The sequence below is a fragment of the Stenotrophomonas sp. LARHCG68 genome (assembly GCF_052871705.1).
This window is the reverse complement of record NZ_JBIXJV010000003.1, coordinates 1-26,241: the sequence shown is the minus strand read 5'-3', so window position 1 is coordinate 26,241 and position 26,241 is coordinate 1. Positions and strand designations below refer to the sequence as shown.

Sequence of the window (26,241 nt, the reverse complement as noted above, 5' to 3'; positions counted from 1 at the left end):
GTAGCAGAACCGCCACCCAGCGCGTAGTGCGGAAAGGCAGGTGCCGATCGGAAGCGGGTGGGGGATGTCATGCGGGCGAGGCGCTATAGTTGCGCCCTGTCTGAAAGGCTGAGGTTGTGGTGGGCGGTTCGATCGCATTGGGTTCATCCCACAAGGTTCAAAAGGGGCTCTCTCCCCATTCACGTATCCGCAACGTCATTGCGGTCGGGTCCGGCAAGGGCGGGGTGGGCAAGTCCACGACCGCGGTGAACCTGGCCTTGGCGCTGCACGCGCTGGGGGCGCGGGTCGGGGTGCTCGATGCCGACATCTACGGGCCGAGCGTGCCGGCCATGCTCGGCCTGAGTGGCCGTCCGGAGAGCCCGGACAACAAGACCATCGAGCCGTTGCGGGCGTTTGGCGTGGAAGCGATGTCCATCGGTTTCCTGATCGAGCCCGACTCGCCGATGATCTGGCGTGGCCCGATGGCCACCTCGGCGCTGACCCAGTTGTTCAACGACACGCTGTGGGGCGACCTGGACTTCCTGCTGATCGACCTGCCGCCGGGTACCGGTGACATCCAGCTGACGTTGTCGCAGAAGATCCCGGTGGCCGGTGCGGTGATCGTCACCACGCCGCAGGACATCGCCACGCTGGATGCGCGCAAGGCATTGAAAATGTTCGAGAAGGTCGAGGTTCCGGTGCTCGGCATCGTCGAGAACATGGCCGTGCACACCTGCAGCAACTGCGGCCACACCGAACATCTGTTCGGCGAGGGCGGCGGCCAGCGCATGGCCGAGCAGTACGGCGTGCCGTTGCTGGGCGCGTTGCCGCTGGACATCAGCATCCGCGAGCAAGGGGACGTCGGTACCCCGGTGGTGGCCGCTGCACCGGATTCCGCACCGGCCCAGGCCTACCTGGCCGCGGCTCGGCGCATGGCCGAGGAACTGGCCAAGCGCCCACGCGCCAGCATCCCGATCGTGTCTTCGTTGATCTGACCGGCTGCCGGCGTCGTCCGGCCGCTGCCCGCCGAGCCGTGGCAGCCCCGGCTCGGGCTCGGCGATACAAGGCCCCTGCGCTAGAATCGTGCCCCGACCGGCGCACCAGGCTGCGCGATCCCACGAAATCAGGACCATTGAATGAGCATCAAGAGCGACCGCTGGATCCGCCGCATGTCCGAGCAGCACGGCATGATCGAGCCGTATGAAGCCGGGCAGATCAAGCAGGTCAATGGCAGCCGCATCGTCAGCTACGGCACCTCCAGCTATGGCTACGACGTGCGTTGCTCGCGCGAGTTCAAGGTGTTCACCAACATCAACTCCACCATCGTCGACCCCAAGCACTTCGACCCGAAGAGCTTCGTCGACATCGAGGCCGACGAGTGCATCATCCCGCCGAATTCGTTCGCGCTGGCACGCACGGTGGAGTACTTCCGCATCCCGCGCGACACCCTGGTGGTCTGCCTGGGCAAGAGTACCTACGCGCGCTGCGGCATCATCGTCAACGTCACGCCGCTGGAGCCGGAATGGGAAGGCCACGTGACGCTGGAGTTCTCCAACACCACGCCGCTGCCGGCGCGTATCTATGCCAACGAAGGCGTGGCACAGATGCTGTTCTTCCAGGCCGACAAGGATGATGTCTGCGAGACCTCGTACAAGGACCGCGGCGGCAAGTACCAGGGCCAGACCGGCGTGACCTTGCCGCGCACCTGAGTCCGGCATGCGACAACGAAAAAGGGCGCGGATTCCGCGCCCTTTTTGTTTTTCGCCGGTTCTGCGGCAGGTGCGGCGGCCTTACTTGCCCCGCCCGAACAGCATGCCGATGCCCACTGCGACCAGGATGGCCGGCCACCAGGTGGCGAGCATGGAGCCGATGTTGCCGTTGATCCAGCCCAGGTTCTTGGCCAGGAAGAACAGGCCGACGATGATCAGGATCAGGGCGGCGATCAGGTTGGAGCGCATCGGCGTGCAGTGTCCGTTGGTGGTGAGGCGCCTATCGTAGCCGCTGGCGCCAGATTTCGACACGCTCGGCCAGCACGTCCGGATCGAAACGCTGGGCCTTGCCGCTGCCCCAGACCGGGCCCGGCCAGGCCGGGTCGTTCTCGTTGCGGCCCACCAGGTGCACGTGCAGCTGGCGCACGATGTTGCCCAGCGCCCCGATGTTGATCTTGCTGACGTTGGGCTTCTGCTTCAGGTGCTGGGAGATCTGGTTGATCTCGGCCAGCAGCAGGCGCTGCTGGGCGCCGTCCAGGTCGATCCATTCACTGGCCCCGGCAACGCGGGGCACCAGCACGACCCAGGGAAAGCGGTCGTCGTTCATCAGCCGGATCTGGGACAGGGGGCCATCGGCGATCAGCACGCTGTCGGTGGCAAGGCGGGAATCAAGTTCGAAATCGGACGTCACAGCTTCGGTCATCGCAGGTTCTCACTGAAGAAGGCCAAGGTGCGTTCGCGCGCCAGTTCGGCGCTGGGGGCGTGGTAGTGCATGCCGACCTCACGGTTGAAGGCGTGGTCGGCCGGGTACACATATACCGGCAATGTGGGTTGCTTTTCACGATGCGCTGCAACGGCGGCCGGCGGGATCGAGGCATCCTGCGCGCCGAAGTGGAAGATTGCCGGGGCTTTGAACGGGCTGTCCAGGAATGGCACGTTGCGCGCGCCGTAGTAACTGGCCGAGGGCAGGCCCAGCCGTTGCGCGGCCAGCATGGCAATGGTGCCGCCCCAGCAGTAGCCGACCGTGCCGACCTTGCCGTGGCGCTCCAGCTGCTGGGCGGCGGCCTGGACCACGCTGACCGCGCGGTCCACGCCCAGCGCGGTGACCAGTTCCTTGCCGCGGTTCACGCCCTCGGCGTCATAGGCCAGCTCCAGGCCCGGTTCCAGAAGGTCGAAGAAGGCCGGGGCAAGCACCGCGTAGCCCTCGGCCGCGTACTGTTCGGCGACGTGGCGAATGTGCGCGTTGGCGCCAAAGATCTCCTGGATGACGACCAGGCCGGCGCGCGGAGTGCCCGCGGGTAGCGCCTGCCAGGCGCGGACCGGGCCGAGGGCAGTGGGAAGGGTGATCCATTGGGACATGGGGGAAGCTCCAATTGAGGGGGAAGTCGGGGATGGTGCTCCCTTCTCCCGCCGGCGGGAGAAGGTGCCCCGGAGGGACGGATGATGGGGGGGCTTTGGATTCTGGGACGGGTGCTGGAGAGCGGCCCTCACCCCAACCCCTCTCCCGCGTGCGGGAGAGGGGCTTTCGCTTTCTGCGGTACGGGACGGTGGCTGCGCGGCACAGCGGGGCCATGCATGCACGGCACAGGCGGCGGCGCTCCCTTCTCCCGCCAGCGGGAGAAGGTGCCCCGAAGGGGCGGATGAGGGGCTTGTGCGTCGATCATGGTCTTGTGGGGGCGCATTAAGCCAGTTGCAGGGCAGGGCGGTGGGTGACCGGTATAATCGCCCGCTTTCCGGCCCTGTGGTCATTCCGGCCCCGGCCCCCAGAATTCCGTGAACATGTCCCAGCTGAACCCCAAAGTCGGCTTCGTCAGCCTTGGCTGCCCATAGGGCTGGGGAAATAAACTTCTACTTCAGGGCACGAAAAAGCCCAGCTGGTTGGCTGGGCTCTGTCGGTCAGGTTCCGGGCTGTTTCAGGACGCGCAGATGTCCCGAGCCCATCAGGAAGTTTCGGTACGACCGGATCGACGCCTCATATGCCGCCGCTGCCACCTCCTGGCCAGCTGCCAGCACGCCGCCCGAACAGTCCAGCACGGCCAGTTGCGCCGGCTTCCCATCGGCAGTGGTCACGCTCAGGCCTTCGTGGCTGGTCGCCGCGAAGATGACCGGCGACACCGGTGATTCGTTATCGGCCATTCGGGCTCCCTCCATACTTCTGGCGCCCGTCCTTCCAGACGCCGGTTTCGTTGTAGCGGATGTGCTGGTACTTGCCGGTCAGGCGGTGCCGGCGTTCGGTCGGCCAGCCCATCCAATTGCGGGCGGTGATCTGCCAGAGCAGGCGGTCAATGCAGGACATTTGCATGCCCCCCCACTGCATTGATGGAGGCAGCTGCTTCCAAGCACTCGGTGGCAACCTTTGCCCGGCGCCAAGCGTTCAATGTTGCTTCCATGCTGGCCCGGACGCGCCCGCAAAGAATGAGTTCATGCGCTTCCTTCACCTGAAGATGAATCTCCCGCAACTCTTCTGAGGTCACGACAAACCCGGTCTGTTCGGGCGGCCCGCCAGCGGCTTCCTCAGCCGTTTGCAGGGTGATGCGAGACGCGCGCGCCCAGCGCTCAGCGCCGTCGAGGCTGATCTCGGCGGCATCTGTCCGCCCGCAATCGAGGAAGTGAAGGGCGGACGTGAGCCCGTTGAAGGTCGGCCTGGCCAAGTCCACATCGACGTGCGAGCTGGCGTTGCGAGGCCCGAGGTCAGCCTGCGTCATTGGCGACCTCCTTCCATTGATCGATCGCTAGGTGCCACTCCGAGGGGGCGTCAGCGAGCCAAGTGCTTGGCCAGCTCGACACGTCGTAGGGCCAGTTTGGTAGCTCCAGAACTTCGTCAGGTGAATCTGCCACGCCCTCCGTCAGGCTCCGGCGCATGACACTGACTGTCAGTGCGCAGGTGCTCCAGCCTGCCAAGTGGAGCAGCTGCCGGCCCACTACTGCGTAGCGGCCATCGCGCTCCGTAGGGCGATCCATCCAGAGCCTGGTGCGAGCCTTTCGCAACGCTGCAGGCGCACCGGTTCCGATCACCATGGCGAGGAACACAGCGTCCGGGTGATTGCCAGGGCCGCGCCGGGTTGAATGCAATTGGATGACACTGCTCATTGTCCGTTCCCCAGACTCTTCCAGTTCGGGTCCGTGAGCTGATCGTGGTACTGGGGTAGGGCGGTCCTGCCGAGATGCGGACAGTCCACGATCAGGAGCTCGCCGCCGCTGCACCGCTCGCGCGACACGGTGACCTCCTCGGGCTCGTAGTTGTTTTCCATACTGCGGAACAGGTAGCGGCCTGGCTCGGTCGGACCATCCATCGCCGCCTGCCGTCATGTCGTCGCCGGCTCCCATATCCACCCCCATCCACACCATCTCGGCAGTGCCCGGGCGGTGCGACGGCAGTTCTACGGCTGCGGCTGGGCGGTGCCCGGACGGTGCTACATCGACCACCACGCCATCCTGCTTCACCAGCAGTTTCTCCAGCGCCTTGACCGCCGCCCGGACGTACTTGGGCACGGCTGCGGCTTTGGCGTGGCACTCCAGTAGGCGGGCCTTCGCCTCGGGGCTCGGCTCGGGCATGTTGAGGCCACGCAACGTCTCCTCGATCTCGTCGGGCGTTTGCCCGATCTCGCAGCGCACGTAGCCCAGCAGCCGGCGCAAGTGGTTGACCTCGGCGCGCGTGAGGTTGGGCTTCATGTGCCTGTCTCCGTCTTTGCTGCGTCGATGGCAGCATCAAGCGCCTCATACTCCGCATTGAATTCGGGACGCTGCTCGCAGGCCCACGCCAAACAGCGACGTGCACGGATAGCAGCGGCGCAGAGTTCGTGCAGTGCTACAACCAGCGGTACTGGCTTGCCATGCTTCTCGATGAAGCGATTGAGCGCGTCGTTGCCCAGTGCGCTGCGCACCGCATCGCGCTCAGCTGTGAGGCGGTCGATTGTGGATTGCGGGTGCAGCAAGCCAATGCCGTCGTGATGCCAGATCCAATCGATTCCGTAGCGGTCGCCGTGCGATTCGCATGCAACATGCGCCGCCACTGTGTGGTCAACAACTGCAGGCTTGATCTCCTTCTCGCTCACGATTCGATCTCCTCGACATAGGCGACGGCTAACAGTCCCCACAACAGGTTGTAGAGCCACGCTGCAATGGCTGCGCGCCAGCGCCGGGTGTAGGTGGCGTACTCCCAGTCGGGGAGCGGCGCCGGGCTGGCAAGGGTGCTGCCGATCATCACGCGGTACTTCATGACAGCCCCTCGCGCTCGAGTTGGTGCAGGATGTTGGCCTTCTGCTCGGCGCTCAGCGGCGCGCCGGCCACCGTGATCGAAACCGTTGGTGACGGGCGCTTCTGCATCGACTCGCGCCAGCCGGCGACGTGCGGGGCGTTGTAGTCGCGGTAGGCCATGCTGCCGCCGTCCACGACATCCCAACCCATGAGGGTGCCGCCGAAGGAATCCTCCACGTAGGGCTCGCGTCCGAAGCCGTGCCAGCGCCCGTCGCTATCCATGGCGATGAAGTGCACCCATGCCGGCAGGTCGGACCATTCGGGCGGGCGCGGCGCGCGACCGGCCGCTTCCAAGGCGTCGGCTGCGCGCTCGATCAGCTCGGCGGTGATGCGATCCTGTGCCGGCAACAGCGAGCCGGTCGGCGTGCGCAGGGTGACAGCAGCCGAGCGCAGTTCGGCAATGAGGTCGGCGTTAGTGGACATTGTTCTCTCCGTATTCGTACCACCAGCACTTCGGCTTCATGGGGCGCTTGGCGCGCTTCTTGGGCGGGAAGGGATGACCGCCGCCGACTGCCCCCTTCATCCACTTACGCAGGTCACCCAGCGATAGGGACGGGTCAAGCGAGCGCACCAGGGCATGGAGTTCGATCAGCAGGACCGTGATGGCATCCAGATGCTCTGCGGGGACGTAGCCTTCACTGTCCGCGCCAAACTCAGCTCGCAGGCGGTTGGTGAGGTTCATGGAAACGCCAGTGGACGACAGCCGAGCCAGTGCGCCTGCACGCGGCAGGGACGCCCGGAGACTTGCTATCTGCTCCCGCGCCCGGAACTCGGGCATGGGCATCAGGCGGTGGCCGTACCGGTGGGAGCGGACTAGGTGAGGAAGATCGATTCCGATGGTCATCCTGCACCCCCGGAACTGGCCCGTCTGGATTTATCGACCATTGCCGCGAGGCTGCCGAGCAGTTTGTTTTGCAGATGCAGAAGCTCCGCTACGCCATGCGCAATGTTGCCCGCATGAATGTCCTCACTCTCGATGATGGTTTCCACGATATCCGCAGCTGAAGCGATGGTTGCGGCGATTCCATTGATCGCGGTGCTGAGGTTGGCCATCTCCGATGCTTCCACGTCGGCGCTGTACCTGGTGATCGCGCTCATACAGGCCACCCCAGCTGTGCCTTGACGGCCTCCTCCCACTGGATTCCGAAGCGAGCGGCGCGGCGGATGATGAACTTGGTTGCCTGCTCGCGGCTCGGTCCCTTGTAGCCGAATGCATTGCTGCAGTCTCTGCGGATGACATAGGGGAGCGAGGCGAAGGAAAGGTCGCGCCAATGGCGGCCGCTACCGAAGAACTGCGTTTCCTTGTCGCAGCAGTCGCAAGCCACGGGGTGGGTACTGGTCGGCCTCTCGGCGGCAGTGTTGCCGGTTGCGTTCATGCGGTTGCCCCCGCAGCAGTACGAAGGGACGCAGCCATCTGCATCAGCAGGTCCAGCACCATCACGTCGTCGTAGTGGATCTCCACGTTGATGCCGGTGGTGTTGTTCGCCATCGCCTCCTGCAAGTAGCGATGGACGAAATCTCCGGCCAGCTCGGCGACGGACAACGCGAACATCGCACTGACACCTTCGGCGATCTTGAACAGATGCTTCTCATCAGTCGGGATGAAGTGGAACTCGGCGTTCGTTGTGACCTTACCTGCCATTGCGATTCCCTCCCTTCAGCTTTTCGCCGGTGCAATCGAAGCCGCGCGAGTTGAGTTCCCTGGTGACAGAAAACTTCAGGTCGAGGATGGCTTCGAGCCCGTCGGTGATATGCATAACGAGCCAGCCGGCACCGTTGTGATCGAAGTCCCCGCGAAGCCGGTCAACGCTGGAGATCAGGTCGCCGGCGTTGTGGAGTGCGCTGAGCGCAGCGTCTCGGGTGTTGTCGATGTGCTTCAGTGCGGAGAGCAGGTCTTCGGTCGTGAGCTTTCCTACGGCGCTGTACTCGGTGGTCCCGCTGCCCGTTGACGTGTGTTTGGTGAGGGATTGGACGATGCCCATCATGTTCATTCGTCACCATCCTTCACCTGGAACGAGGTTTCGATGTACTCCTCCACCTTCTTCAGCATGTCGGTTACTGCCCATGCGGAGCCGCCAATTCCTTCAGCGCCATCTGCTTGATATGCGGCCGTGTTGATGACCTGCACGATGGCCGACGCCTGCACGAGGATGGTGTGGATCTCGCGGGAGAACGCGGGCCTTCCCGGCTGGGAAGCGGCCTGCCGTACGGCGACTGGCGCTGCGTTCTCGGTGGGCTGCAGCCCTTCGAGGAGTTCCTGCAAACGGCATGCAGAGAGAAAGGTGTCGTGACCGATGGCGGGGATGGTCTTGTCGCCGGTGTCCCTCATGCCGCCAGTGCCAAGAACATCGGAAACGGCAATGATCTTGCTCACGATCTGATTGATCTCATCAATCTGATCCAGCGTGACGCCGCGCGCCGGGGATTGAGTTACAGTGTGCTTCGCCATGTGGTCACTCCTGAGTCTTGGTCGATGACGGGGAATTCGTGGCAGACGGCTGGGGCGTTGGCGCGCCCTGGCCGTCACTGTTTTTGCTGGAGCGAAAGTTCTTCTCGCGGTCGATGCTCACCGAGCGGGGAGCGAAGATGGACAAAACGGCGTGGCCGGCGTCGGCTTTGATGAGGCGGACGTTGATGTCCGGGCCGACGTGGATCGTTTCGCCGAGCGCCATCCGCAGTGAAACGGAGCCGGGGATCGGCGAAGGCGGGCGGCCATTCAGGGTTTTCCTACACATAGCTCACTGGTTCCTTGATGGTTGTTTGGGCAACAGTTGCCCACCATGCAAACGTGGGAGTTCGCATGCGTGCAATTGGGCGGAGTTAAAAATCAGTGCGTGCTTAGAGGTGAGCGGCTTTTTTGCATGCCCGGAACAGGCGTTCACGTGCGTTGCGCTCGTTGCGTTTGGCCGCACTCATCAGTGCCCATACCTCGGCAGGGATGTTGTGCATCATCCATTGCCAATCAGTTGAGTTCTTGGTGATGAATTCCAGGTTGTGCTCGCGTTTCCATTTGGCGCAAGCCTTGCCGAACTCGACGGCCGCCTTCTTCTTCGCCTCGACGGCGCTCTGGTACTCGATTGCCTTGAGCCCGATGGCACCGAGCGTTCCGACGATGGCGAGGGCCTTGGCGTTGTCGGTGGTTTTCCTGCTCATGGCTTCTTCCTTGCGGTTGGGTGGGGTGGTGGGATCAGTGCGATTCCTGCAGCACTTCCTGCAGGATCGACTCGTGATAGGCATGCACGCGGCCGAACCTGGGATCGGGAACATCGGTGATCGCTGTCCCACGCTCCTTCGACAGTGCGGCGCACCGCCGGCCCAACGTTGAAGCGGCCTTGATGTCCACCGAGACGCCGATCAGGTTGGCGTAGCCCATCACCGTGAAGTGCTTGTTCTCCGGCTGGGTGCGGGCTTCGACCACGGCCAAGTCCTCCTGCAGACGCGCAATCTCGGCGGACTGGCGTGTCTGTTCCTGCTCGATGGCATCCTGGCGAATCAACGATTCCACCAAGGCTGCGAGGCGCGGGTCTTTGATTGCAGGCTTAGCCGCGCCGTAGCTTCCTGTCTTCCGGATGGTCGGCAGCACCTCTTCGAAGACCCAGCGTTCAAAGCGCTGGGCGTCCGGGAGCTGGCTCTTCACGACGAGGCGGTAGAGATCTGGCTCGTTGATGATGACCGCCTGAGGGTCAAGGCCAGGGAGGAACGAATCGCTCCCCCCTGCTGGCTGCGCGTTCTTGCAGTGGTCTCGCACCGCTTTGCGCGGATTGGCGTAGCCAAGTGCCACCGCTACGTCTTTGGCAACGAACCAAGGTGCTCCATCAATCTCCATGGCGCGGACGGCGATGTTGTCGAACTGAAACGGAATTACGTTGTTCACGGAGCGGGTTCCTTCTGCTGGATGAGTTCTCGGCCTTGCTGCAGGAGCTTCTCCACGACATAGGACACGGAGCGGTCATCTTTTGCCGCTTCCTCGCGGAGCCATTCCTTTAGGTCGGACGGTATGTGGATGACTAGCTGCTTCTTTCTCATGACGTTGAGTTCTGTTGAGTTGAGTATTGTTGTGTTGAGTTTTGTTGTCAATAAGATTTTGGGTTTTGTTGCGTTTCGCGTACCCTTACGGCATGGCAACAAGTTCATTTGCAGACGGATTCGCTGATCGCCTACGACAGGCGCGTGAGCGTGCGGGCTTCACTCAGAGAGAGCTCGGGGCTGAAGCTGGCATCAATTACAGCCAGGTGTCCCGCTATGAGCAGGGAGTGGCATTCCCACGCCCCGGCGTGTTGCAACGTCTTGCTGACGTGCTGGCCGTTCCTGTTGAGCACCTCAGAAGCGGCGATGAGTTCGTCACACTCCCAGTAGGTGACTCCGGCCACCTGCGAGTGACGTTCACACCAGAGGCCTACCTCAAACTGAAGGCCGAGGCCGACTCTGAAGGGTTCACGGTCGAGCAGTTCGTGGTTCTGCTGGCGAAAGAGCACCTCGCGCGAGTTGCAGCCGAGGATGGTGGTGACAGTGATCAGGCTGCTTCCGAGTCTCGCTTGAGCCGAATCACCAAAGGCGACGGTAAGCGCTGACCCGCTCACTCCAAGCCTCCAGCAATCTGCAGTAGGCGGAGCGGCAGGAAGAAGATCGCTGAAGCTGCCAGGACAATCCAGCCTGTGCGCAGGATCGCGGCGTACGTCGAACTATCCGAGAAGTACTGGCCTTGGGTCGTTGCGACTTGGCCAAGTTGTGCTTGCTGTTCCATCTTCCTGCCCCTGCGCTGTGGATCAGCGCGATGGGGTTTTAGTCTAGGGAAGTAGACGAAAACGTCAAGAGAACTAGACTATTATTTTTCTTAACAGGTTCAGGCGTCGCTGAGGACGATCAATCGGCCCACCCGCCAATCCAGTGGACACGGCCAATGACCGTGATCGGTTCCCGCTGCGAGTCCATTGCCTTCGGCTTCTTCCAGTTGTGGTCGCCGTAAGGGTTGTCGCTTGCGAAGTAGGTGCGGCCCTCAAGCTGCATGGCGCGTTTCACGTAGTACTCAGGGTTGGCCAAGCCCTCGACCTGAATCACGTACAGCACGCCGTCCACGACGCGGGTGTCGCTGGTGTCGAACAGGATGGCATCGCCGTCCTCGATCGTCGGCTCCATGCTGTCGCCCTTGCCGTAGTAGACGGCCAAGGGGCGATTGAGGATGCCGCGACGAAGCAGGCTGGTCTTCTTGAACTTCAGGCTGTGCGTCTCCGCATACTCGACCGCCTCAGATCCGGCGGCGCCAAGGCCGACCGACTGTGAATAGCCGATTACGTCGGTGTAGTCGTCGTCGCTCACTGACACGAATTGCTTGGGCTCTATGGGACCCTTGCCGTGCTGTATCCACTCCGCGTTCACGCCGAGAATGTGACTGAGCTTTTCGAGGGTAGCCGCCCGAATCTTGTCGGCCTTGGTGGTGCCATCGAGGATGAAATAGACGCCAGCCTTGCTCAACACCTTCCGGTTGATCAGGTCGCTTGGAGTCATGCCTCGCAGTGCCAGGGCATGGCGGACGCGGTCGGCCATTGTGTCCATTGGTCTAGATTCTTTTTGGGGCGGAGAGAATAGTTTGCTTGACTATTGGTCTAGGGATCTAGACAATCATTCGCATGGACATGACAAAGACCTCTGTGAAGCTGGCCTTGGGCCTGAAGAGTGACGCCTGCTTGGCTCGCATCTTCGGGATCGGACGTTGGGCCGTTGGCCAATGGGGGGAGGACAAGCCGATCCCGCGACTCAGGCAGCTTGAACTGGCCCATAAGTTCCCCGAGCAATTCGACAGCGACGGCCGGGTCATCGCCTTTGGCGCGGACGTAGGCAGCTCGGAAGTAGGAAAGGCCGTGGCGCTGGGATCGAGCTGATCACCACGCACCGGCGGTAAGCGGTACTCACCCAACGGATTGGGTGCGAGGGCATCAAGGACGGCGACCACGCAATGCACGGTTATCCTTGGGGGTGCATGGGCGTCTGGCGCAACGCGGATCGCAATCGCGATCCATTCGTCAGATACGACGAAGCCCCGGCTGTCTTTGGCGGACAGGTGCCGAGGCTTCGTTGAGACCGAGGCCATTATGCAACGCCAAATTACCCCAGTGTCAAATCACTCCCTGCGCCAGCCGGGCCTGCGGCCCATCGCGGACGTGCTGGACGGCCTGACGCAGCAACTTCACCGAGAGCGTGAGTTCCCGCTTGTCCGGCTGGGCGAGCGCCTGGACGATGGCCGCATCGCTGTCGAGTTCTTCGACCGCGAGCGATACCCGGACGGCATGGAGCCGGAGTACGACTTCTACCTGCGCGACTTTCGACAGGCGCTCGAATGGGTGCAGCAGGTGACCCCAAAGTCCTGGATCACCAAGCGTCACATCGAGGTGTTCGTGACGCTGGTGCTGCGTGCCTTTCCGGAGGTCGTTGTCGCATGAGCCAGCATTTTTCCTGGCAGGCGGCTGTCACAAAGTCAGACCTTGCCTCATCAACGAAGCTGGTGCTGCTGGTTATTGGCACTTACATGAACCAGCACGGCGAAGGTGCGCTCCCCTCGTATAAGAGGCTGGCCTCCTATGCATCCCTCAATCGCGCGACGGTAATTCGGCACGTTGAACTTGCGGTGGAACAAGGGTGGCTAACAAGGGGTGCCGATGGTGTATCACGCGGTGACACGTGGCGAATCGCTGCAGCTGCGTGTGAGCTGGAGGCGAAGGCATGAGCATTCAAGCTATCGCTTGGGCCATCGAACAGTCGGCCGTCACTGACGCTACAGCGCAACTTGTGCTGATGTGCCTCGCCAACTATGCCGACCATGACGGCTGCGCGGCGTTCCCATCGGTCGAGCGACTCTGTAGGGACACAAGGCTTTCCCCGCGCACCGTGCGGGCGAAGCTGGGCCTGCTGGAGAAGGGCGGGCAGATCAGGCGGGGCAACCAGAAGATCGTCGCGGCCTACATCGACCGGGCTGACCGCCGACCGATCTGCTACGACATCGTGATGACGAAATCCGAGCGCGTCCATGCCGAACGGGGTGCAGGAGCTGCACGCCGCACGGGGGAACGGGGTGCAAATGACGACACCAACGGGGTGCAAATGACGACCGAACGGGGTGCAGGAGCTGCACCCAATCCGTCATATAACCATCAGGAGATCCATGGTGGCATTTCCGCTGACGCGGAATCGGTCGATAGCACCCCCGAGGTTGACGACGAAAGAACCACGCCGGAGATCATCCAGGACGTCTACAACGAGCTTCTTGGCAGCCGCCCCGGCTGCATCGCCTGTCGGGCAATGAACCCGAAGTTCGTGCGGCGCCTCCAGCAGGTGGACAAGGACGCCAAGAAGGCGTGCGCCGAGAACGAGATCGAGTACGAGCCGGAGGAGTTCTGGCGGCTGTACTTCACCGAGTGCCTGAAAGATCCGTGGATGCGCGGAGACCGGCCGAATCCCCGGAACGCGCGCTGGAAACAGTCGCTCAAGACGCTGGTGGATGACGAGCGGTTCCTCCAGATTGCCAACGTGCTGCTGGCTGCCGCAGAAGGGGAGCAGCAGGGATGAGTCGGCCCAGCTTTGACTCCGAAAGCGCAGTGCTTGCGTGCATGCTCCGCGATCGCGATGCCTACTGGGCGGCCGCGGACATCCTTGCCGCGGCTGACTTCCAGCGGGACGACAACCGCGACCTGTTCCAGGTCTTGGTTCAGGAAATTACCGACGGAAAGGCGGCGGACGCTGTCAGCATCGGCGAGACGTTCCCGCATCTGGCCATGCTCGCCATGGACATTGACGCGAACTCTGTGGGCACGGCGCGCTACATCCGAAACTATGCCGAGCATCTGTCGAGCAAGAGCTGCCTACGAAGGCTCCAGAAGGTCGGGCGCGCGATCGCGAACCTGACCACTGCCGAGGATGCGTTCGCCACCGCGCGGCGATGGCTGGCCGAGTGCGAACCACGGGTCCGCGGCGCCGGGCCTCGCCATATCTCCGAGTTCGCCAGGATGTCGCAGGAGGGCTTGATGCGTCGGTACGAGCAGGATGGCCAGATGACCGGCATCCCGACCGGCTATGAGCCGCTGGACGACCTGCTGGGTGGCTGGCAAGACACGGATCTGATCATCGTTGCGGCACGGCCAAGCGTAGGCAAGTCGGCGTTTGCAATGCAGTCGATCCTTCACGCGACCAGTCCCGAGGTGGGGCGCACCGGAATGTTTGCGTCGCTGGAAATGTCGGGCGAGCAGCTGTCAGACCGCGCCATTTCGCATCTCGGTCAGATCGACGCTGCCCACATCCGACAGCCGAAGAAGATGCAGGAAGAAGACTGGCCGCGCACTACGGACGCTTTCAAGAAGCTGACGAAACTGGGCCTGTTCGTTGACGACGCGTCCGGGCTGAATGTCGAGGCGATCTCTGCACGCGCCAGGCAGCTGAAGGCGCGTGAACCCCTGGCGCTGATCGCGATCGACTACCTGACCTACATCGATCTTCCCAAGAACGAGAACCAAGAGCAGGGCATCCAGCACGTAACCCGCAGCCTGAAGAACCTGGCCAAAGAGCTGAAGGTGCCGGTGATCCTGCTGTCGCAGCTGAACCGAGACGGCGACGACGAGCCTGACCTCAAACACCTGCGCGGCTCCGGTGCCATTGAGCAGGACGCGGACGTAGTGATCTTCCTGCATCGCCCGGACAAGAGCGACCGCGCGACGGTGAAGGCCAAGGTTGCAAAACATCGCAACGGCGCACTGGGTGAGTTCTACCTGCACGCCGACATGGCGATGCAGCGATTCACCCCGATGGAAGCCCCTCCGCCCCGACCATCTGCTGGGAGCGGAACGCTTCGAAAGGCGAGGCAATCGTCACCCCAGCCCCGGGCACAAAGGGGATTCGTGATGGGGGTGAGCGATGAAGACTGACCTGATTCCGAACGGCCCGATGGCGCTGCGGAACCTCGCGGCCAGGCTCGATGCCCAGGCAGCCCGCAGCGACGTGGTGATGAACCACGGGAGGGGACGGGCTTCTTTCGTCGGCGACGTGTACCGGACGGCGGCCAGCATTGCCCGTCAGGAAGCGTCGCAGCTGGAGAAGATGATCGCGGCATTGACCGGGGAGGGCAGCCGATGAAGCGCGAAGACTTCGATAATCTGCTCAGGCTCTGGGGCTACTACTACGGCCCCCGGCGTCAGGAACTGGAGGCCGGCGCAGGCCTCTATGGCGTGTCGAGCCTCGCGGATCTGGGACGGCCCAAGACGATCCGACAGACCACCAGCATGGACCGCGGCGGGATGACCCGTCGGCAGATGATGGGGAAGGAGGCGGGGCTTCTGGATGAGAGGGGGGTGGCCAGGGTGGTCCCGACCTGGGCCGCAGACACGGTCCGCTGTTCGGAGACTCGCACGGGTGCGGCGAAGATTCTGGCGCCGGACTTCAGCGTGCCACCCGAGGCGCAAAGGGTGGAACGCGCAGTGTTCAAGCTGAGCCGCGATGAGATGGATCTGGCTCGGGTGATGCGAACGGAGTACTGCACCTTCGGCCGGCAATCGGACAAGGCCAAGGACTTTGGCATGGAGCGAAAGGCCTACCGCGAGCGATTGGCAGAAGCGAGGGGGTGGGTTCGCCGTGATCTCGATTTCGTTTGACGGAGTGGGACCGGGAGTGTAGATTTCCGGCTAAGTTGCAACAGTTGTGACTTCAACGGCTCGCCCTCACCGGCGGGCCGTTTGCGTTTCAGGCACACCGCGAGGGCCGATGGACGAGATTTCCCGGCTGGTGGAGACCGTGTTTTCAGGCGACTGGACCGCGTACTGGCGTTCGCTCCCTGAGCGAAAGACGGTGGAGCAGGGCAACGGCCGCTGGCACACCGAATCCCGATAACCCCTTCCCGCCGCTGGCGGGCATTCAGAGATTCCCATGGCGCAGATCACCCCCCAACAAGCTGGCGGCGTGAACGTCGTGGCGTTCCTGGACATGCTGGCCTGGTCCGAAGGCACCGATAACGGCCGGCAGCCGACCCGCGACCGCGGCTATGACGTGATCGTCGGCGGGCAGCTGTTCGGCAGCTACGCTGACCACCCGCGCGTGCTGGTCGACCTGCCGAAGCTGGGCATCCAGTCCACGGCCGCGGGCCGGTACCAGCTCCTGCGCCGGTACTACGACGCCTACCGCAAGACACTCAACCTGCGCGACTTCTCGCCGTTGAGCCAGGACCTGATCGCGCTGCAGCAGATCCGGGAACGCCGGGCGTTGCCGCTGATCCAGGCCGGCAGGATCGCCGACGCCATCGCCAAGGTGCGGAACATCTGGGCCAGCCTGCCGGGTGCCGGCTACGGCCAGCACGAGCAGAAGCTGGACCGGCTTCTGGACGTTTATCGCCAGGCCGGCGGGGAGGTGTCCTGATGATCGACTCGGCGCCGGGTGCAACTGCCCCGTGGTGGGCCGCTGGTGGCCTGTTTGCCATGTGGGCGGTCCGCGAAATCTGGGGCGTCCTGAAGACGCGAAAGAAGGACCGCACCGAGACGGACGCGAACATCGACCTGTTGAATCAGCTCCGGGAAGGGCTGGCATCCATGGGCGAGCGGCTGAAGATCACGGAGGAGGGCCACCAGCAACTGCGCAAGCGACTGGAGGAGGAGATCACGTTGCGGATGCAAACCCAAGAAGAAGCCCATCGGCTTCGCATGCGGGTGCAAACGCTGGAATCAGCGATGCGCAAGGTTGGCGCGGTGATCCCGCCGGAGGCCCCGTGATCAACTTCGATCCGCTGCGCCCCTACGCAAACCTCATCCGCTGGGGCCTGATCGCGTCGCTGGCCCTGCTGTTGGTGGCGCTCGGCTACCGCTGGGGCGCTGGGCATTGGCGGGGCGAGTACACCGCGGTGGTTGCCGCACGCGCCGCCGACAACGCCGCCCATGCCGCAACCCTGCAGCGCCTGGCCGATTCCACCGCAGCCGCGGCAGCCAAGGCGCAGGCAGCTACTGAAGCGCTGGCCACCAGCCGGCGTGCCGCCGATACCCAGTACCAGGAGGCCCTGAACGATGCGAAGCGTGCCCAAACTGACCTTGCCGCTGCTCTGCGCCGTGGTGATGTCCAGCTGCAGCCACGGTGGTCCTGTCCTGCGGCCGGAGCCGACACCCGTGGTGTTGCCCCCGATGCCGGCCAAGCCGACGCCCAAGGGCGCTACGACAGCGCGGCGAGAGTTGTTGGCGCAGCCGACGCAGACGCAGCCGTGATCGACTGGCTGTGGAATGGCTGGCTGGCAGACCGACAGGCAGTGATCGCCGCGGGCTGTGCGGTCGAGGCTGAGCCGTGAGCGCGGGCAGGGTAGTGGTGCAACTGCGAGTCCGCTGGTGGCTGAAGTGGTACATCCGCTCTGTCGTCCTGTTCGCCGGCATGACCGGCCTCAAGCCCAATTGGGATCGCGTCGAGTTCTGGGTGCGCCGCGCCCTGCACTGGTGCCGGGTGCGCCCAGGCGGTGGCAGAGCATGAGGCGGGGCAAGGGCGGCGGGCATCTCGCATTGGGTCGGCTGAAGGCCGGCGAGATGAACAAGACCGAGAAGGCCTATGCCGACAGGCTGCGCGCGCTGGAATATGCCGGGCAGATCCTCTGGCACAAGTTCGAGGGCATCAAGCTGCGGCTCGCGGACAACACGTTCTACACGCCGGACTTCGCAGTGCTGGCCGCTGACGGTGTCATGGAGCTGCACGAGGTAAAGGGGTTCTGGCAGGACGATGCCAGGGCCAAGATCAAGATCGCCGCGGCGATGTATCCGTTCCGGTTCCTCGCCGTGAAGGTGAGGGCCAAGCGGGACGGCGGTGGCTGGGACGTGGAGGAGTTCTGATGGATGCCGATGGTCGAATCGCCGCATTGGTTGGGGTTGTCGAGGAGCAGGGCAGGCAGATTGGGCAGCTGGCCGCCCAGGTCGGTCTACTCGTGCAGTCGGTGGCCCAGCTCCTGGGCGAGGAAACGGGCATTCCGGTGGAGGGTGAGGGCGAGACGCCGGAGCGCGTGGATCTGGATGGACGGCCGTACTGATGCCGGTCCGTCCCCCGCAGCATCGCGCCGCCGGCTGGCGCCCCTATAAGGAACCGGCCAAGCAGGTGCAGCGCAGGCAGGCGCGACGTGCGTTGCCGACGAACTCAACGGCCTGGCGACGTATCCGTGAGGCACACCTGTCCCGCGAGCCCCTGTGTAGAGCATGCGCAAGCAACGACAGGGTGCGAGCTGCTACCGACGTGGACCACATTGACGGCGATTCGGCGAACAACGCGGACGAGAACCTCCAATCCCTGTGCCACGGCTGCCATAGCGCGAAGACAGCGCGGGAGAACGGCGGCTTTGGGCGCAATCCGTGGAACAAGCGCGAGGGAGTGTAATGTTTCACGGGCATGAAAGTTATCCACAGAAAGCTGAACGGGGAGGCGTGGGGGAGGGTAAAAGTTCGACCTGAACGCCTTCCGACACGCGCGCCCCCCTTTCTTCGCGCTTCCGCAGAATTTGATTTTCAAAAGTTATCCACAGAAACCTGAACAGCGAGGGGAGGCCGATGGCCCGTCACCGACAGCCGAGGGAGCTGGCCGAGCTGAAGGGCGCGACCAAGAAAGACCCGCAGCGCTACAAGAAGGAGGCGCCCAAGGCGGGTAAGCCCCTGGGCAAGCCGCCCTCGCACCTACCGGCCGGAGTTGCCGAGGCGTGGAAGGAGTTGGAGAAATGCGCCCTTCCGGGTGTCTTGACCATCGCCGACCGCTTCATCATGGAAGTGGCGTCATCGCTGCTTGCTGAGTTCCGATCCAAGCCCAGCGAGTTCGTCGCGGCAAAGTACTCCCACTTGATCGGCTGCCTGGCGCGCCTGGGCTTGACCCCGGCCGACCGCCAGAAGCTGGGGACCGAGAAGACCCCGGAGGGCAATCCATTCGACGAGTTCTGATCCATGACGCCGACCGAATCAGCCAAGGCCTACGCCAAAGGCGTGACGGCTGGAAAGATCATTGCCGGCGAGTACATCCGATTGGCGTGCCAGCGGTTCCTCGATGACCTGAAGCGCAAGGGGGCCGACTGGCCCTACAAGTACGACGCGGAGAAGGCGGATCGTGCGGTGCGCTTCATGGAGAAGATGCCGCACACGAAGGGCAAGTGGGCTTCGCAGAAGAAGCTGCTTGTGCTGGAGCCTTGGCAGCGGTTCATCGAGTGCAATCTGTTCGGATGGGTTCACAAGAGGACTGGGCTCAGGCGCTTCCGCCGGTCATACGAGGAGATCGCCCGCAAGAACGGCAAGTCCCTCCGTTTGGCTGCACGTGGCCTGTATCTGTTCTGCGCTGATGGCGAAGCCGGCGCCGAGGTGTACTCGGGCGCGACCAGCGAAAAGCAGGCATACGAGGTGTTCCGGCCTGCCTGGCAGATGGTGCAGAAGCTGCCGGCGCTGCGGTCTCGCTTCGGCATCGAGCAGGCAGGCAACCCCAAGAACCCCGGCCCGCTCTTTGTCATGGAGGACATGTCGAAGTTCGAGACCATGATCGGCAAGCCCGGCGACGGTTCCAGCCCCCACGCCGCGCTAGTGGATGAGTACCACGAGCACGACGACGACCACATGGTCGATGCGATGGAAACCGGCATGGGCGCACGCGAACAGCCCTTGCTCTCGATCATCACGACGGCCGGAACCAACCTGTCCGGTCCATGCTTCGAGATGCGCAGTGATGCCGTCCGCATCCTGCGTGGTGAGGTGACCGACGAGACGGTATTCGCCGCGATCTACTGCATTGATGAGGGCGATCGCTGGGACGATCCGGAGGTGCTGCGCAAGGCCAACCCGAACTATGGGGTCTCGGTATTCGAGCAGTTCCTTTTGGACATGCTCGCCAAGGCAAAGCGCTCGGCCAGCAAGCAAAGTGCCTACCGCACCAAGCACCTGAACGACTGGGTGGGCGCGAAGCTGGCATGGATGAACATGCTGGCTTGGCAGCGGCAGAAGCGCGCCTTCGACATTGACGACTTCGCTGGGTGCCCCTGCTGGATCGGCGTTGACCTTGCATCAAAGATCGACGTTGCGGCGGTCGTCCTGCTGTTCGAGCGCGACAACAGCTACTACGCGATCCCGCGGTTCTACGTTCCAGAGTCGGCCGTTGACGCGAATGAGCAGTACCAGCTGTTCGTGCTCGATGGCTTGATGGTGTCCACGCCGGGGAACATGACCGACTACGGATTCATTGAGGAGGAGCTGAAGGAACTGGCGGCTCGCGGCGTCGATGTGCGCGACATCGCATACGACCCGGCGCAGGCAACCTACCTGATGACCCGGCTTGGGCAAGAGGGCCTGCCGGTGGTGGAGATGGCACAGTCCGTGCGGAACCTTTCCGAGCCGATGAAAGAAGTGGAGGCGCTTACGTTGGCGCGACGACTCTGGCACGACGGCAACGGGGCGATGACGTGGATGGTCGGAAACGTCGTGGCGCGAGTTGATGCAAAGGAGAACGTCTACCCGCGCAAGGAGCGTGATGACAACAAGATCGACGGCGCAGTGGCGCTAATCATGGCGATGGCTCGCGCGATGCAGGTGCAGGAGCCGACGCAAATCCAACAGGGCTTCGTGGCGATGGACTAATGTTCGGACTATTCAAAACCAACCAGCGACCGGCCCCGCGGGACCGGATCGAGCCGACAATCGGCAACGTTGTGGAGGGCGAGACGGTTTCGTCGTCCAGCCTGCGCATGTACGAGATTTTCGGCAATCCAGCCACCTCGTCGGGCGCGGTCGTGAGCCCGGCCACATCCATGCGGGTTTCGGCGGTGTTCGCCTGTGTGAGCCTGATCGCGGGGGCAATCTCCCAGCTATCCCTCCCGGTGTTCGAGCGTGACGGAGAGGCCCGCATTCGCGCGGAGCATGACTATTGGTGGCTGCTGAATGAGCAGTTCTCTCCCGCATGGACCGCCGGCACCGCATGGGAATTCCTGGTCGCCCAGATGCTGCTCCGGGGAGATGGTGTCGCGTACATCACGCGCAACCGCGCAGGCCTTGCAACCGGCTTCATTCCGTGGCCCCGGGACCGGGTGATGATCCTGGAGCAGGCGAAGTCGAGCCCGCGAGAGGCGCGGCGATTGCAATACACGTTCTATGACGACGAGGGGTACTTCACTGTCGATCAGGATGACGTGCTGCACTTTCCTGGCTTCGGCTTCAACGGCACGCATGGGATGTCGGTCATCCAGTGGGGCGCCCGTAACGGCATTGGCATCGCCATCCAGGGCGACGAGCACGCCGGTAAGTTCTTTGCCGAGGGCGGGAAGCCAGAGGTGGCGATCACAACGCCGAAGGAGATGGGGCAGGGCGCGCAGGACGACTTTCGTGCTGCGTGGGTGAAGAAGTACGGCGGCGTGCAGGGCAATCGGCGGATTCCGCTGATCTTGACCGAAGGGCTCGACATCAAGGAACTGACGATGTCCGCGGTGGACCAACAGCTGTTGGAGTCCCGCCAGTGGCAGGTGATCGACATTGCCAGGGCATTCGGCGTGCCACCCCACATGATCGGTGAGACGACCAAGGCGACGAGCTTTGGCAGCGGCATCGAGAACATGGGCATTGGCTTCGTGAAGTACACCCTTGGGCCTCACCTGAAGCGGCTTCGTGATGAGCTGAACCGCAAGCTGTTCCGCACGTCGCGCTACTTCGTGGAGCACAACGTTGACAGCTTCATGGCTGGTGACTCCAAGACCCAGGGCGAGTACTTCGGAAAGGCGTTGGGTGGTCCTGGCGCACAAGGCTGGATGACCGTCAACGAAGTGCGCCGCCTGAAGAACCTGCGCCCCATCCCAGGCGGCGACGAGCTGTACCGACCGAAAGACCCGGCGCCGGCCAACAAGCCGCCCAATGACAATCAAGGAAATCCAGATGCAGACCCCGAAGCTGCTCCAGCTGGCGAAGAATAACGCCGGCAAGTCCAAGCCCGTCCGCGCCGAGTCGGACGGCAAGGAGGCCGCCATCTACCTGCACGGCGTCATCGGTGGATGGTGTGGTGACATTGACGAGACGATGTTCGCCCAGGCCATGGCCGGTATCGATGCAGACGTGATCCACCTGCGCATCGACTCGCCGGGCGGTGACGTGTTCGCAGCGCGCTCGATGATGACCGCCATTTCCCAGCACCGGGCGACGGTCATTGCCCATGTCGATGGGCTGGCGGCCTCGGCCGCGACCGGCATCTGCATGGCCTGCGATGAGGTGGAGATCACCCAGGGCGCCGGCTTCATGATCCACAACGCTTGGACCATCGCCATTGGCAACAAGGCGGACATGACCAAGACCGCTGGCCTGCTGGAGAAGATCGACGCCGGCCTGGCTGGCGACTACACCCGGCGCACGGGCCAGGACGAGGCGCAGATTGTCCAGTGGATGGACGAGGAGACGTGGTTCACCGCCGACGAAGCCAAGGAGTACGGTTTCGCTGACCGTGTGGTGGAGGTGGTCAGCAAGAGGAAGGCTGACAACAAGTGGGATCTGTCGGCCTACAGCAACACGCCGGCCGCGTTCCTGCGGCCCGAGAACAGCGCGGATGATGGCAAGGACATCGCCGCCCACAAAAGTGCACTGTCGCGCCGCCTGGCGCTTCTGGAGCGCGCCCCGGTCTAAGCGGCTCCCGCTTGCCGACAACGACGCCGCCGAAAGGCGGTTTTTTATTGCCCAAGAGGAAGAAATCACCATGCAGCTCAACATTCAGGCCGAGCGGGAGCGCCGCACCACGCTGGCAAAGGAAACCCGCAACCTGCTGGACACCAGCACCGGCAACGGCAACACCTGGACCGCCGAGGACCAGAAGAAGTACGAGGACAACGTGGCCGAGATCGAGCGCATCGATGCTGCCATCGACCGCCATCAGAAGGTCATGGACCTGACGGCTGATGAGGCGTTGCGCGAGCAGGGCATGCGCGAGCACGGCCCGGAGGCCAACGCAGGCAAGGGCAAGTCCGGCGAGCTGCGCTTGTTCGACAAGTGGGCGCGCGGCGGCGACAAGGCGCTCAGCGCCGAGGAGTGGAAGCAGGTCAACGGTGCGATGTCGGGCAATCCGGCCGTCAACCCCGAGCAGGGTGGCTACACCGTGCCCACCACGCTGGCCGAGCAGATCCTGGACGCCCTCAAGGCCTACGGTGGGATGCGTCAGGTGGCCGACGTGTTCAGCACTGCCGGTGGCGAGCCGATGCAATATCCGACCAGCGACGGCACCTCTGAAGAAGGCGAGCTGGTTGCAGAGAACCAGTCCGCCACGGACCAGGACGTGGAGTTCGGCACCAAGGGCCTGCAGGTCTACAAGTACAGCTCCAAGGTCGTGACCGTGCCGTGGGAGCTGCTGCAGGACAGCACCGCCGACATTGCCGGCTTCATCGAGAAGCGCCTGCAGACCCGCTTGGGTCGTGTCACCAACCGCCACTACACCGTGGGCAGTGGCGTGGGCCAGCCGGCGGGTGCCTTCACCTCGGCCGCTGTCGGCAAGATCGGTGCCGTTTCGGCGCTGCCGGTCATCACCTATGACGACCTGGTGGACCTGGAGCACAGCGTCGATTCGTCTTACCGCCAGCTTGCGAGCTGGATGTTCCACGACGACATGCTCAAGCTCGTGCGCAAGGTGAAGGACGACCAGGGCCGGCCGATCTTCGTGCCGGGTTATGAGCAGGGCAACCCCGGTGGTGCGCCGGACCGCCTGCTGAACCGCAACATCCAGATCAACCAGCACGCCCCGGTCCCGGCCGCCGGCGCCACTTCCATCGCGTTCGGCGACTTCAGCTACTACAAGATCCGCGACGTGCTGGGATTGACCCTGTTCCGCTTCAACGACTCGGCATATGTCAAGAAGGGGCAGGTCGGGTTCATGGCCTGGATGCGCTCCGGCGGCAACTTGATCGATGTCGGCGGTGCTGTGAAGACCTTCAAGCACGGCGCCGCGGCCTAACCGCCCGATCCCATCAACCGAGCGACGCACCGGCAAAGGGGCGTCGCTATGGAGCACGTCATGGCAAAGAACAGCAGCAAGACCCCGCCGCCGCCCGCCGATAAGGTGGAGGATGAACCGGCGCCGCCGGCCGACGCTTCTCCGGCAGCCGAAGGCGACACTCAGCCCGAGCCGTCGCAGGACGGCGACGACGACCCGTCTTCCCCCGCCTCCACGCCGCCACTCGAAGGTGAGGCCCCCGAAAGCACGCAACCCGCCACTGACCAGGGCGACGAGGGCAGCGAGGGCGACGGCAGCGGCTCGCCACCGTCCGAGCAGGCCGAGCCGGGCAAGACTGTCCCGGCGCTGGTGCTGAGTGACAACCACCTGGGCAAGGTCGGACAGGTAGTGCGGGTGCCAGCGGAGCATGCCGAGCAGCTGCGGCGCGGTGGTCTGATCGACACCCATCCGGCTGCCTTGGCAGGGAGTGGCTGATGGCTCTCCGGCTCGTCACGGCCGCCACCGAGGAAGGCGAGCCGGTTTCTGTCGCGGAGGCGAAGCGACACATGGTGGTCATCCACGATGCGGATGACTTGCTGATCGCCGGGTACATCACCGCTGCGCGCGAGGTGGTGGAACAGCAAACCGGGTATGCGCTTGCGGAGGCAACCTACGACTGGACGCCGGTGGGGTCTGACCTGTCGGAGCTGCCCATCGAGCCGGCAGCGGTTGTGAGCGGGTCGGGCGATTACCCGATCCGCATCACGACCAGGCCAGGGCCGGCGCCCGCCGCTCTCAAAGCGGCCGTGTTGCTTCTGGCTGCTGACCTCTATGCGAACCGCGAGGCGGCCACGGAGAGGCTGTCCGAGAACCCGGCCGTGGATAGGTTGACGTTCCCGTATCGGAGGTTTCGCCCATGAGGCGCGCGGGTAAGTATCGGCACCGCATCACCCTGCAGGCGTATCAGACCGTGCGTGATCCGCTCGGTGGCGACGCCAAGAAGTGGGCGGACTGGCGGCCAGGCGTGCCCGCCGAGGTCATGCCGCTGTCCGGTCGTGAGTTCGTCGCCGCGCAGGCGGAGCACGGGCAGGTGGACGCCAGGATGGAAATTCCGTATCTGCCGGGCGTCCTCCCCACGATGAGGGTGCTATTCGACGGGGCCGTATACGCCATCCGGGCGGTGCTGCCCGGTCCGACAGCGCGCCGGCACCTCACATTGATGGTGGATTCGGGGGTGTCCGATGTCTGAGCGCATTGACATCAAGGGGCTGGAGGGCCTGCTGCAATCCCTGCGTGACCTGCCCAAGGCCGTCCAGGGCAAACCGCTGCAGGCTGGCATGCGGAAGGGCGGCAACCTGATCCGCGACGAAGCGCGCCGCAGGGTGGTGCGCGCTACCGGCTTCCTCGCCACGCAGATCGTTGTGCGGCGAGCGAACGCCAAGAATCGGGCACGTGCCGGCGTAGGCCAGGGGGGCGAGTACTACACGGTCGGTGTCCGCACGGGCAGGCAGAGGAAGTACGCCAATACCAAGCGGAACCGCAGGAAGGGGCGGACGGGCAAGGCATACGAGGAAAGCGGGTGGGCCTACTACTGGCGCCACCTTGAATTCGGTACCAAGCGAATGGCGGCCAAGCCCTTCCTCACCCCTGCCGGCGAAGCAAAAGGCCCCGAGGCCGCCCAGGTCGTGATCGACACGACGTGGAAAGCCATCGACAAGTACACCAAGGAGACCGGCTGGCGATGATGGTTCCCCTGATCCAAAGCATCCTGCAGGGCTCGGACGCGGTGCGCGCGAAGCTGGGCGATCCGGTCCGGGCGTTTCCCGGTACCGCCCCCGCAGACACGCCCATGCCCTATGTCACCTGGGGAACGGTCAACGGCTCGCCGCTGGCCCAACTGTCCGACCCGCCGCCGGCCGATGGCTGGCGTGTGCGGCTCACTGTCTGGGGCGAAACGATGTCGGAAGCCAACGCGGTCGCCATGGTGATCCGCGACGAGATCGAACGGCGGGGAAGCATCGAGTCCTACAACCCGCCGCCGGACGACGACGAGACGGGAGCCTGCGGCATCTCATTCGACGCGCGCCTGCTGCAGCTGCGATAGCCCATCAAAAACGGCACCCCATCGGCCCCGCAAGGGGCTTTTTTCATGCCCGGTGACGGGCACAACACAAGGAAACCCCTATGGGACAGGTCATCAAGTCCAAGCACTCCCAGCTGTTCGTTGCCATCGCGGCAGCCGAGGTCATCAAAGTGACCCGCCTGCGCAGCGTCGGCTTCCCCGACGGCCAGGCATCGGAGATCGACATCTCCGATTACGACGACGATTGGGATCAGTTCGTTGCCGGCCGCAAGCAGACCGGTAGCACCAGCATCGAGGTCATCTACG

At 63.7% G+C, this 26,241-nt stretch carries 49 protein-coding genes; 28 read left to right on the top strand and 21 right to left on the bottom strand.

Annotated elements, in window-relative coordinates; translation table 11 throughout:
- Positions 1–131: 131 nt before the first annotated feature.
- Together apbC and dcd are read left to right on the top strand one after the other, a co-directional pair.
- Complete coding sequence (gene apbC, locus ACIPR8_RS11255) at positions 132–974, top strand: iron-sulfur cluster carrier protein ApbC (protein WP_425603658.1); 843 nt, start codon at positions 132–134, stop codon at positions 972–974.
- A 141-nt stretch (positions 975–1,115) separates the two neighbouring features.
- Positions 1,116–1,688, top strand: coding sequence for a dCTP deaminase (gene dcd / locus ACIPR8_RS11250; RefSeq protein ID WP_192286218.1), 573 nt, complete (start codon positions 1,116–1,118; stop codon positions 1,686–1,688).
- Between the two features lie 81 nt (positions 1,689–1,769).
- Here dcd and ACIPR8_RS11245 read toward each other — a convergent pair whose 3' ends face one another.
- The 20 genes from ACIPR8_RS11245 to ACIPR8_RS11150 all read right to left on the bottom strand — a co-directional run bounded on the left by ACIPR8_RS11245 (position 1,770) and on the right by ACIPR8_RS11150 (position 9,971).
- A complete protein-coding gene (locus ACIPR8_RS11245; protein ID WP_089153126.1) occupies positions 1,770–1,937 on the bottom strand; it encodes a LiaI-LiaF-like domain-containing protein in 168 nt (55 codons plus the stop codon).
- Between the two features lie 31 nt (positions 1,938–1,968).
- Entirely contained in the window at positions 1,969–2,391 is a 423-nt protein-coding gene (locus tag ACIPR8_RS11240) for an HIT domain-containing protein (protein WP_192286217.1), read from the bottom strand.
- Positions 2,388–3,047: a dienelactone hydrolase family protein gene (locus tag ACIPR8_RS11235; RefSeq protein WP_313256219.1), complete on the bottom strand. Its 660-nt coding sequence runs from the start codon at positions 3,045–3,047 to the stop codon at positions 2,388–2,390. The genes ACIPR8_RS11240 and ACIPR8_RS11235 overlap by 4 nt, the downstream gene beginning before the upstream one ends.
- 537 nt (positions 3,048–3,584) lie before the next feature.
- Positions 3,585–3,824 (bottom strand): hypothetical protein, encoded by a 240-nt coding sequence (locus ACIPR8_RS11230; protein WP_446541107.1) that lies wholly within the window; start codon positions 3,822–3,824, stop codon positions 3,585–3,587.
- A complete protein-coding gene (locus tag ACIPR8_RS11225; RefSeq protein WP_446541106.1) occupies positions 3,814–3,984 on the bottom strand; it encodes a hypothetical protein in 171 nt (56 codons plus the stop codon). Before ACIPR8_RS11225 ends, ACIPR8_RS11230 begins: the two co-directional genes overlap by 11 nt.
- Entirely contained in the window at positions 3,971–4,393 is a 423-nt protein-coding gene (locus tag ACIPR8_RS11220; RefSeq protein ID WP_446541105.1) for a hypothetical protein, read from the bottom strand. The genes ACIPR8_RS11225 and ACIPR8_RS11220 overlap by 14 nt, the downstream gene beginning before the upstream one ends.
- Positions 4,380–5,360: a hypothetical protein gene (locus ACIPR8_RS11215; protein ID WP_446541104.1), complete on the bottom strand. Its 981-nt coding sequence runs from the start codon at positions 5,358–5,360 to the stop codon at positions 4,380–4,382. The genes ACIPR8_RS11220 and ACIPR8_RS11215 overlap by 14 nt, the downstream gene beginning before the upstream one ends.
- A complete protein-coding gene (locus tag ACIPR8_RS11210) occupies positions 5,357–5,743 on the bottom strand; it encodes a hypothetical protein (protein ID WP_446541103.1) in 387 nt (128 codons plus the stop codon). Before ACIPR8_RS11210 ends, ACIPR8_RS11215 begins: the two co-directional genes overlap by 4 nt.
- Positions 5,740–5,907: a hypothetical protein gene (locus ACIPR8_RS11205; protein WP_446541102.1), complete on the bottom strand. Its 168-nt coding sequence runs from the start codon at positions 5,905–5,907 to the stop codon at positions 5,740–5,742. Before ACIPR8_RS11205 ends, ACIPR8_RS11210 begins: the two co-directional genes overlap by 4 nt.
- The gene (locus ACIPR8_RS11200; protein WP_446541101.1) at positions 5,904–6,368 is read right to left on the bottom strand and encodes a hypothetical protein; all 465 of its coding nucleotides are present in this window, start codon (positions 6,366–6,368) and stop codon (positions 5,904–5,906) included. The genes ACIPR8_RS11205 and ACIPR8_RS11200 overlap by 4 nt, the downstream gene beginning before the upstream one ends.
- Positions 6,358–6,627 carry a hypothetical protein gene (locus ACIPR8_RS11195; protein ID WP_446541100.1) on the bottom strand — a complete coding sequence of 90 codons (270 nt, stop codon included), beginning with the start codon at positions 6,625–6,627 and terminating at the stop codon, positions 6,358–6,360. The genes ACIPR8_RS11200 and ACIPR8_RS11195 overlap by 11 nt, the downstream gene beginning before the upstream one ends.
- 158 nt (positions 6,628–6,785) lie before the next feature.
- Entirely contained in the window at positions 6,786–7,043 is a 258-nt protein-coding gene (locus tag ACIPR8_RS11190; protein ID WP_446541099.1) for a hypothetical protein, read from the bottom strand.
- Positions 7,040–7,321: a hypothetical protein gene (locus ACIPR8_RS11185; protein ID WP_446541098.1), complete on the bottom strand. Its 282-nt coding sequence runs from the start codon at positions 7,319–7,321 to the stop codon at positions 7,040–7,042. Before ACIPR8_RS11185 ends, ACIPR8_RS11190 begins: the two co-directional genes overlap by 4 nt.
- Positions 7,318–7,587, bottom strand: coding sequence for a hypothetical protein (locus ACIPR8_RS11180; protein WP_446541097.1), 270 nt, complete (start codon positions 7,585–7,587; stop codon positions 7,318–7,320). Before ACIPR8_RS11180 ends, ACIPR8_RS11185 begins: the two co-directional genes overlap by 4 nt.
- Positions 7,577–7,930, bottom strand: a complete 354-nt coding sequence (locus tag ACIPR8_RS11175; protein ID WP_446541096.1) for a hypothetical protein — start codon at positions 7,928–7,930, stop codon at positions 7,577–7,579. Before ACIPR8_RS11175 ends, ACIPR8_RS11180 begins: the two co-directional genes overlap by 11 nt.
- Positions 7,931–7,932: 2 nt before the next feature.
- Entirely contained in the window at positions 7,933–8,394 is a 462-nt protein-coding gene (locus ACIPR8_RS11170) for a hypothetical protein (RefSeq protein ID WP_446541095.1), read from the bottom strand.
- Between the two features lie 4 nt (positions 8,395–8,398).
- The gene (locus ACIPR8_RS11165; RefSeq protein ID WP_446541094.1) at positions 8,399–8,680 is read right to left on the bottom strand and encodes a carbon storage regulator; all 282 of its coding nucleotides are present in this window, start codon (positions 8,678–8,680) and stop codon (positions 8,399–8,401) included.
- Between the two features lie 103 nt (positions 8,681–8,783).
- Positions 8,784–9,098, bottom strand: coding sequence for a hypothetical protein (locus tag ACIPR8_RS11160; protein WP_446541093.1), 315 nt, complete (start codon positions 9,096–9,098; stop codon positions 8,784–8,786).
- A gap of 34 nt (positions 9,099–9,132) precedes the next feature.
- Positions 9,133–9,819 carry a BRO-N domain-containing protein gene (locus ACIPR8_RS11155; protein ID WP_446541092.1) on the bottom strand — a complete coding sequence of 229 codons (687 nt, stop codon included), beginning with the start codon at positions 9,817–9,819 and terminating at the stop codon, positions 9,133–9,135.
- A complete protein-coding gene (locus ACIPR8_RS11150) occupies positions 9,816–9,971 on the bottom strand; it encodes a ribbon-helix-helix protein, CopG family (protein WP_446541091.1) in 156 nt (51 codons plus the stop codon). The genes ACIPR8_RS11155 and ACIPR8_RS11150 overlap by 4 nt, the downstream gene beginning before the upstream one ends.
- A gap of 92 nt (positions 9,972–10,063) precedes the next feature.
- Between ACIPR8_RS11150 and ACIPR8_RS11145 the strand changes: the two genes are divergently transcribed.
- Positions 10,064–10,516, top strand: a complete 453-nt coding sequence (locus ACIPR8_RS11145) for a helix-turn-helix domain-containing protein (protein ID WP_446541404.1) — start codon at positions 10,064–10,066, stop codon at positions 10,514–10,516.
- 292 nt (positions 10,517–10,808) lie between these two features.
- Here the strand turns inward: ACIPR8_RS11145 and ACIPR8_RS11140 are convergent, their stop codons facing one another.
- Positions 10,809–11,498 (bottom strand): S24 family peptidase, encoded by a 690-nt coding sequence (locus ACIPR8_RS11140; protein WP_446541090.1) that lies wholly within the window; start codon positions 11,496–11,498, stop codon positions 10,809–10,811.
- Between the two features lie 74 nt (positions 11,499–11,572).
- Here ACIPR8_RS11140 and ACIPR8_RS11135 point away from each other — a divergent pair, with 74 nt between their 5' ends.
- The 25 genes from ACIPR8_RS11135 to ACIPR8_RS11015 all read left to right on the top strand — a co-directional run.
- Complete coding sequence (locus ACIPR8_RS11135) at positions 11,573–11,824, top strand: hypothetical protein (RefSeq protein ID WP_446541089.1); 252 nt, start codon at positions 11,573–11,575, stop codon at positions 11,822–11,824.
- 231 nt (positions 11,825–12,055) lie between these two features.
- Positions 12,056–12,382 carry a hypothetical protein gene (locus ACIPR8_RS11130; protein ID WP_446541088.1) on the top strand — a complete coding sequence of 109 codons (327 nt, stop codon included), beginning with the start codon at positions 12,056–12,058 and terminating at the stop codon, positions 12,380–12,382.
- Positions 12,379–12,666, top strand: a complete 288-nt coding sequence (locus ACIPR8_RS11125; protein WP_446541087.1) for a helix-turn-helix domain-containing protein — start codon at positions 12,379–12,381, stop codon at positions 12,664–12,666. The genes ACIPR8_RS11130 and ACIPR8_RS11125 overlap by 4 nt, the downstream gene beginning before the upstream one ends.
- Complete coding sequence (locus ACIPR8_RS11120) at positions 12,663–13,505, top strand: helix-turn-helix domain-containing protein (RefSeq protein WP_446541086.1); 843 nt, start codon at positions 12,663–12,665, stop codon at positions 13,503–13,505. Before ACIPR8_RS11125 ends, ACIPR8_RS11120 begins: the two co-directional genes overlap by 4 nt.
- Positions 13,502–14,854, top strand: a complete 1,353-nt coding sequence (locus tag ACIPR8_RS11115; protein ID WP_446541085.1) for a replicative DNA helicase — start codon at positions 13,502–13,504, stop codon at positions 14,852–14,854. The genes ACIPR8_RS11120 and ACIPR8_RS11115 overlap by 4 nt, the downstream gene beginning before the upstream one ends.
- A complete protein-coding gene (locus ACIPR8_RS11110) occupies positions 14,844–15,062 on the top strand; it encodes a hypothetical protein (RefSeq protein ID WP_446541084.1) in 219 nt (72 codons plus the stop codon). The genes ACIPR8_RS11115 and ACIPR8_RS11110 overlap by 11 nt, the downstream gene beginning before the upstream one ends.
- Entirely contained in the window at positions 15,059–15,577 is a 519-nt protein-coding gene (locus ACIPR8_RS11105; RefSeq protein ID WP_446541083.1) for a hypothetical protein, read from the top strand. Before ACIPR8_RS11110 ends, ACIPR8_RS11105 begins: the two co-directional genes overlap by 4 nt.
- A gap of 109 nt (positions 15,578–15,686) precedes the next feature.
- The gene (locus ACIPR8_RS11100) at positions 15,687–15,812 is read left to right on the top strand and encodes a hypothetical protein (RefSeq protein WP_446541082.1); all 126 of its coding nucleotides are present in this window, start codon (positions 15,687–15,689) and stop codon (positions 15,810–15,812) included.
- Positions 15,813–15,848: 36 nt separating this feature from the next.
- Positions 15,849–16,334 (top strand): glycoside hydrolase family 24 protein, encoded by a 486-nt coding sequence (locus tag ACIPR8_RS11095; RefSeq protein WP_446541081.1) that lies wholly within the window; start codon positions 15,849–15,851, stop codon positions 16,332–16,334.
- Positions 16,334–16,684 carry a hypothetical protein gene (locus ACIPR8_RS11090; RefSeq protein WP_132862947.1) on the top strand — a complete coding sequence of 117 codons (351 nt, stop codon included), beginning with the start codon at positions 16,334–16,336 and terminating at the stop codon, positions 16,682–16,684. The genes ACIPR8_RS11095 and ACIPR8_RS11090 overlap by 1 nt, the downstream gene beginning before the upstream one ends.
- Positions 16,681–17,247 (top strand): hypothetical protein, encoded by a 567-nt coding sequence (locus tag ACIPR8_RS11085; protein ID WP_446541080.1) that lies wholly within the window; start codon positions 16,681–16,683, stop codon positions 17,245–17,247. Before ACIPR8_RS11090 ends, ACIPR8_RS11085 begins: the two co-directional genes overlap by 4 nt.
- Positions 17,248–17,419: 172 nt before the next feature.
- Positions 17,420–17,776 (top strand): DUF1064 domain-containing protein, encoded by a 357-nt coding sequence (locus ACIPR8_RS11080; protein WP_446541079.1) that lies wholly within the window; start codon positions 17,420–17,422, stop codon positions 17,774–17,776.
- Positions 17,776–17,970 (top strand): hypothetical protein, encoded by a 195-nt coding sequence (locus tag ACIPR8_RS11075; protein ID WP_446541078.1) that lies wholly within the window; start codon positions 17,776–17,778, stop codon positions 17,968–17,970. Before ACIPR8_RS11080 ends, ACIPR8_RS11075 begins: the two co-directional genes overlap by 1 nt.
- On the top strand, positions 17,970–18,311 hold the full coding sequence (locus ACIPR8_RS11070) for an HNH endonuclease signature motif containing protein (protein WP_446541077.1): 342 nt from the start codon (positions 17,970–17,972) through the stop codon (positions 18,309–18,311). Before ACIPR8_RS11075 ends, ACIPR8_RS11070 begins: the two co-directional genes overlap by 1 nt.
- A gap of 170 nt (positions 18,312–18,481) precedes the next feature.
- Positions 18,482–18,862: a hypothetical protein gene (locus tag ACIPR8_RS11065; RefSeq protein ID WP_446541076.1), complete on the top strand. Its 381-nt coding sequence runs from the start codon at positions 18,482–18,484 to the stop codon at positions 18,860–18,862.
- Between the two features lie 3 nt (positions 18,863–18,865).
- A complete protein-coding gene (locus ACIPR8_RS11060; RefSeq protein WP_446541075.1) occupies positions 18,866–20,536 on the top strand; it encodes a terminase large subunit in 1,671 nt (556 codons plus the stop codon).
- Positions 20,536–21,858, top strand: coding sequence for a phage portal protein (locus tag ACIPR8_RS11055; protein WP_446541074.1), 1,323 nt, complete (start codon positions 20,536–20,538; stop codon positions 21,856–21,858). Before ACIPR8_RS11060 ends, ACIPR8_RS11055 begins: the two co-directional genes overlap by 1 nt.
- Positions 21,821–22,558, top strand: a complete 738-nt coding sequence (locus tag ACIPR8_RS11050; protein ID WP_446541073.1) for a head maturation protease, ClpP-related — start codon at positions 21,821–21,823, stop codon at positions 22,556–22,558. Before ACIPR8_RS11055 ends, ACIPR8_RS11050 begins: the two co-directional genes overlap by 38 nt.
- Before the next feature lie 70 nt (positions 22,559–22,628).
- The gene (locus tag ACIPR8_RS11045; protein ID WP_446541072.1) at positions 22,629–23,873 is read left to right on the top strand and encodes a phage major capsid protein; all 1,245 of its coding nucleotides are present in this window, start codon (positions 22,629–22,631) and stop codon (positions 23,871–23,873) included.
- A 60-nt stretch (positions 23,874–23,933) separates the two neighbouring features.
- Positions 23,934–24,347: a hypothetical protein gene (locus tag ACIPR8_RS11040; RefSeq protein ID WP_446541071.1), complete on the top strand. Its 414-nt coding sequence runs from the start codon at positions 23,934–23,936 to the stop codon at positions 24,345–24,347.
- Positions 24,347–24,772 carry a head-tail connector protein gene (locus ACIPR8_RS11035; RefSeq protein WP_446541070.1) on the top strand — a complete coding sequence of 142 codons (426 nt, stop codon included), beginning with the start codon at positions 24,347–24,349 and terminating at the stop codon, positions 24,770–24,772. The genes ACIPR8_RS11040 and ACIPR8_RS11035 overlap by 1 nt, the downstream gene beginning before the upstream one ends.
- Positions 24,769–25,101, top strand: coding sequence for a phage head closure protein (locus ACIPR8_RS11030; protein ID WP_446541069.1), 333 nt, complete (start codon positions 24,769–24,771; stop codon positions 25,099–25,101). The genes ACIPR8_RS11035 and ACIPR8_RS11030 overlap by 4 nt, the downstream gene beginning before the upstream one ends.
- Positions 25,094–25,597 carry an HK97-gp10 family putative phage morphogenesis protein gene (locus ACIPR8_RS11025; RefSeq protein ID WP_446541068.1) on the top strand — a complete coding sequence of 168 codons (504 nt, stop codon included), beginning with the start codon at positions 25,094–25,096 and terminating at the stop codon, positions 25,595–25,597. The genes ACIPR8_RS11030 and ACIPR8_RS11025 overlap by 8 nt, the downstream gene beginning before the upstream one ends.
- A complete protein-coding gene (gp17, locus tag ACIPR8_RS11020) occupies positions 25,594–25,956 on the top strand; it encodes a tail completion protein gp17 (protein WP_446541067.1) in 363 nt (120 codons plus the stop codon). The genes ACIPR8_RS11025 and gp17 overlap by 4 nt, the downstream gene beginning before the upstream one ends.
- Before the next feature lie 80 nt (positions 25,957–26,036).
- Positions 26,037–26,241: phage tail tube protein (locus ACIPR8_RS11015; RefSeq protein ID WP_446541066.1), on the top strand; the 205-nt coding region annotated here is incomplete at its 3' end.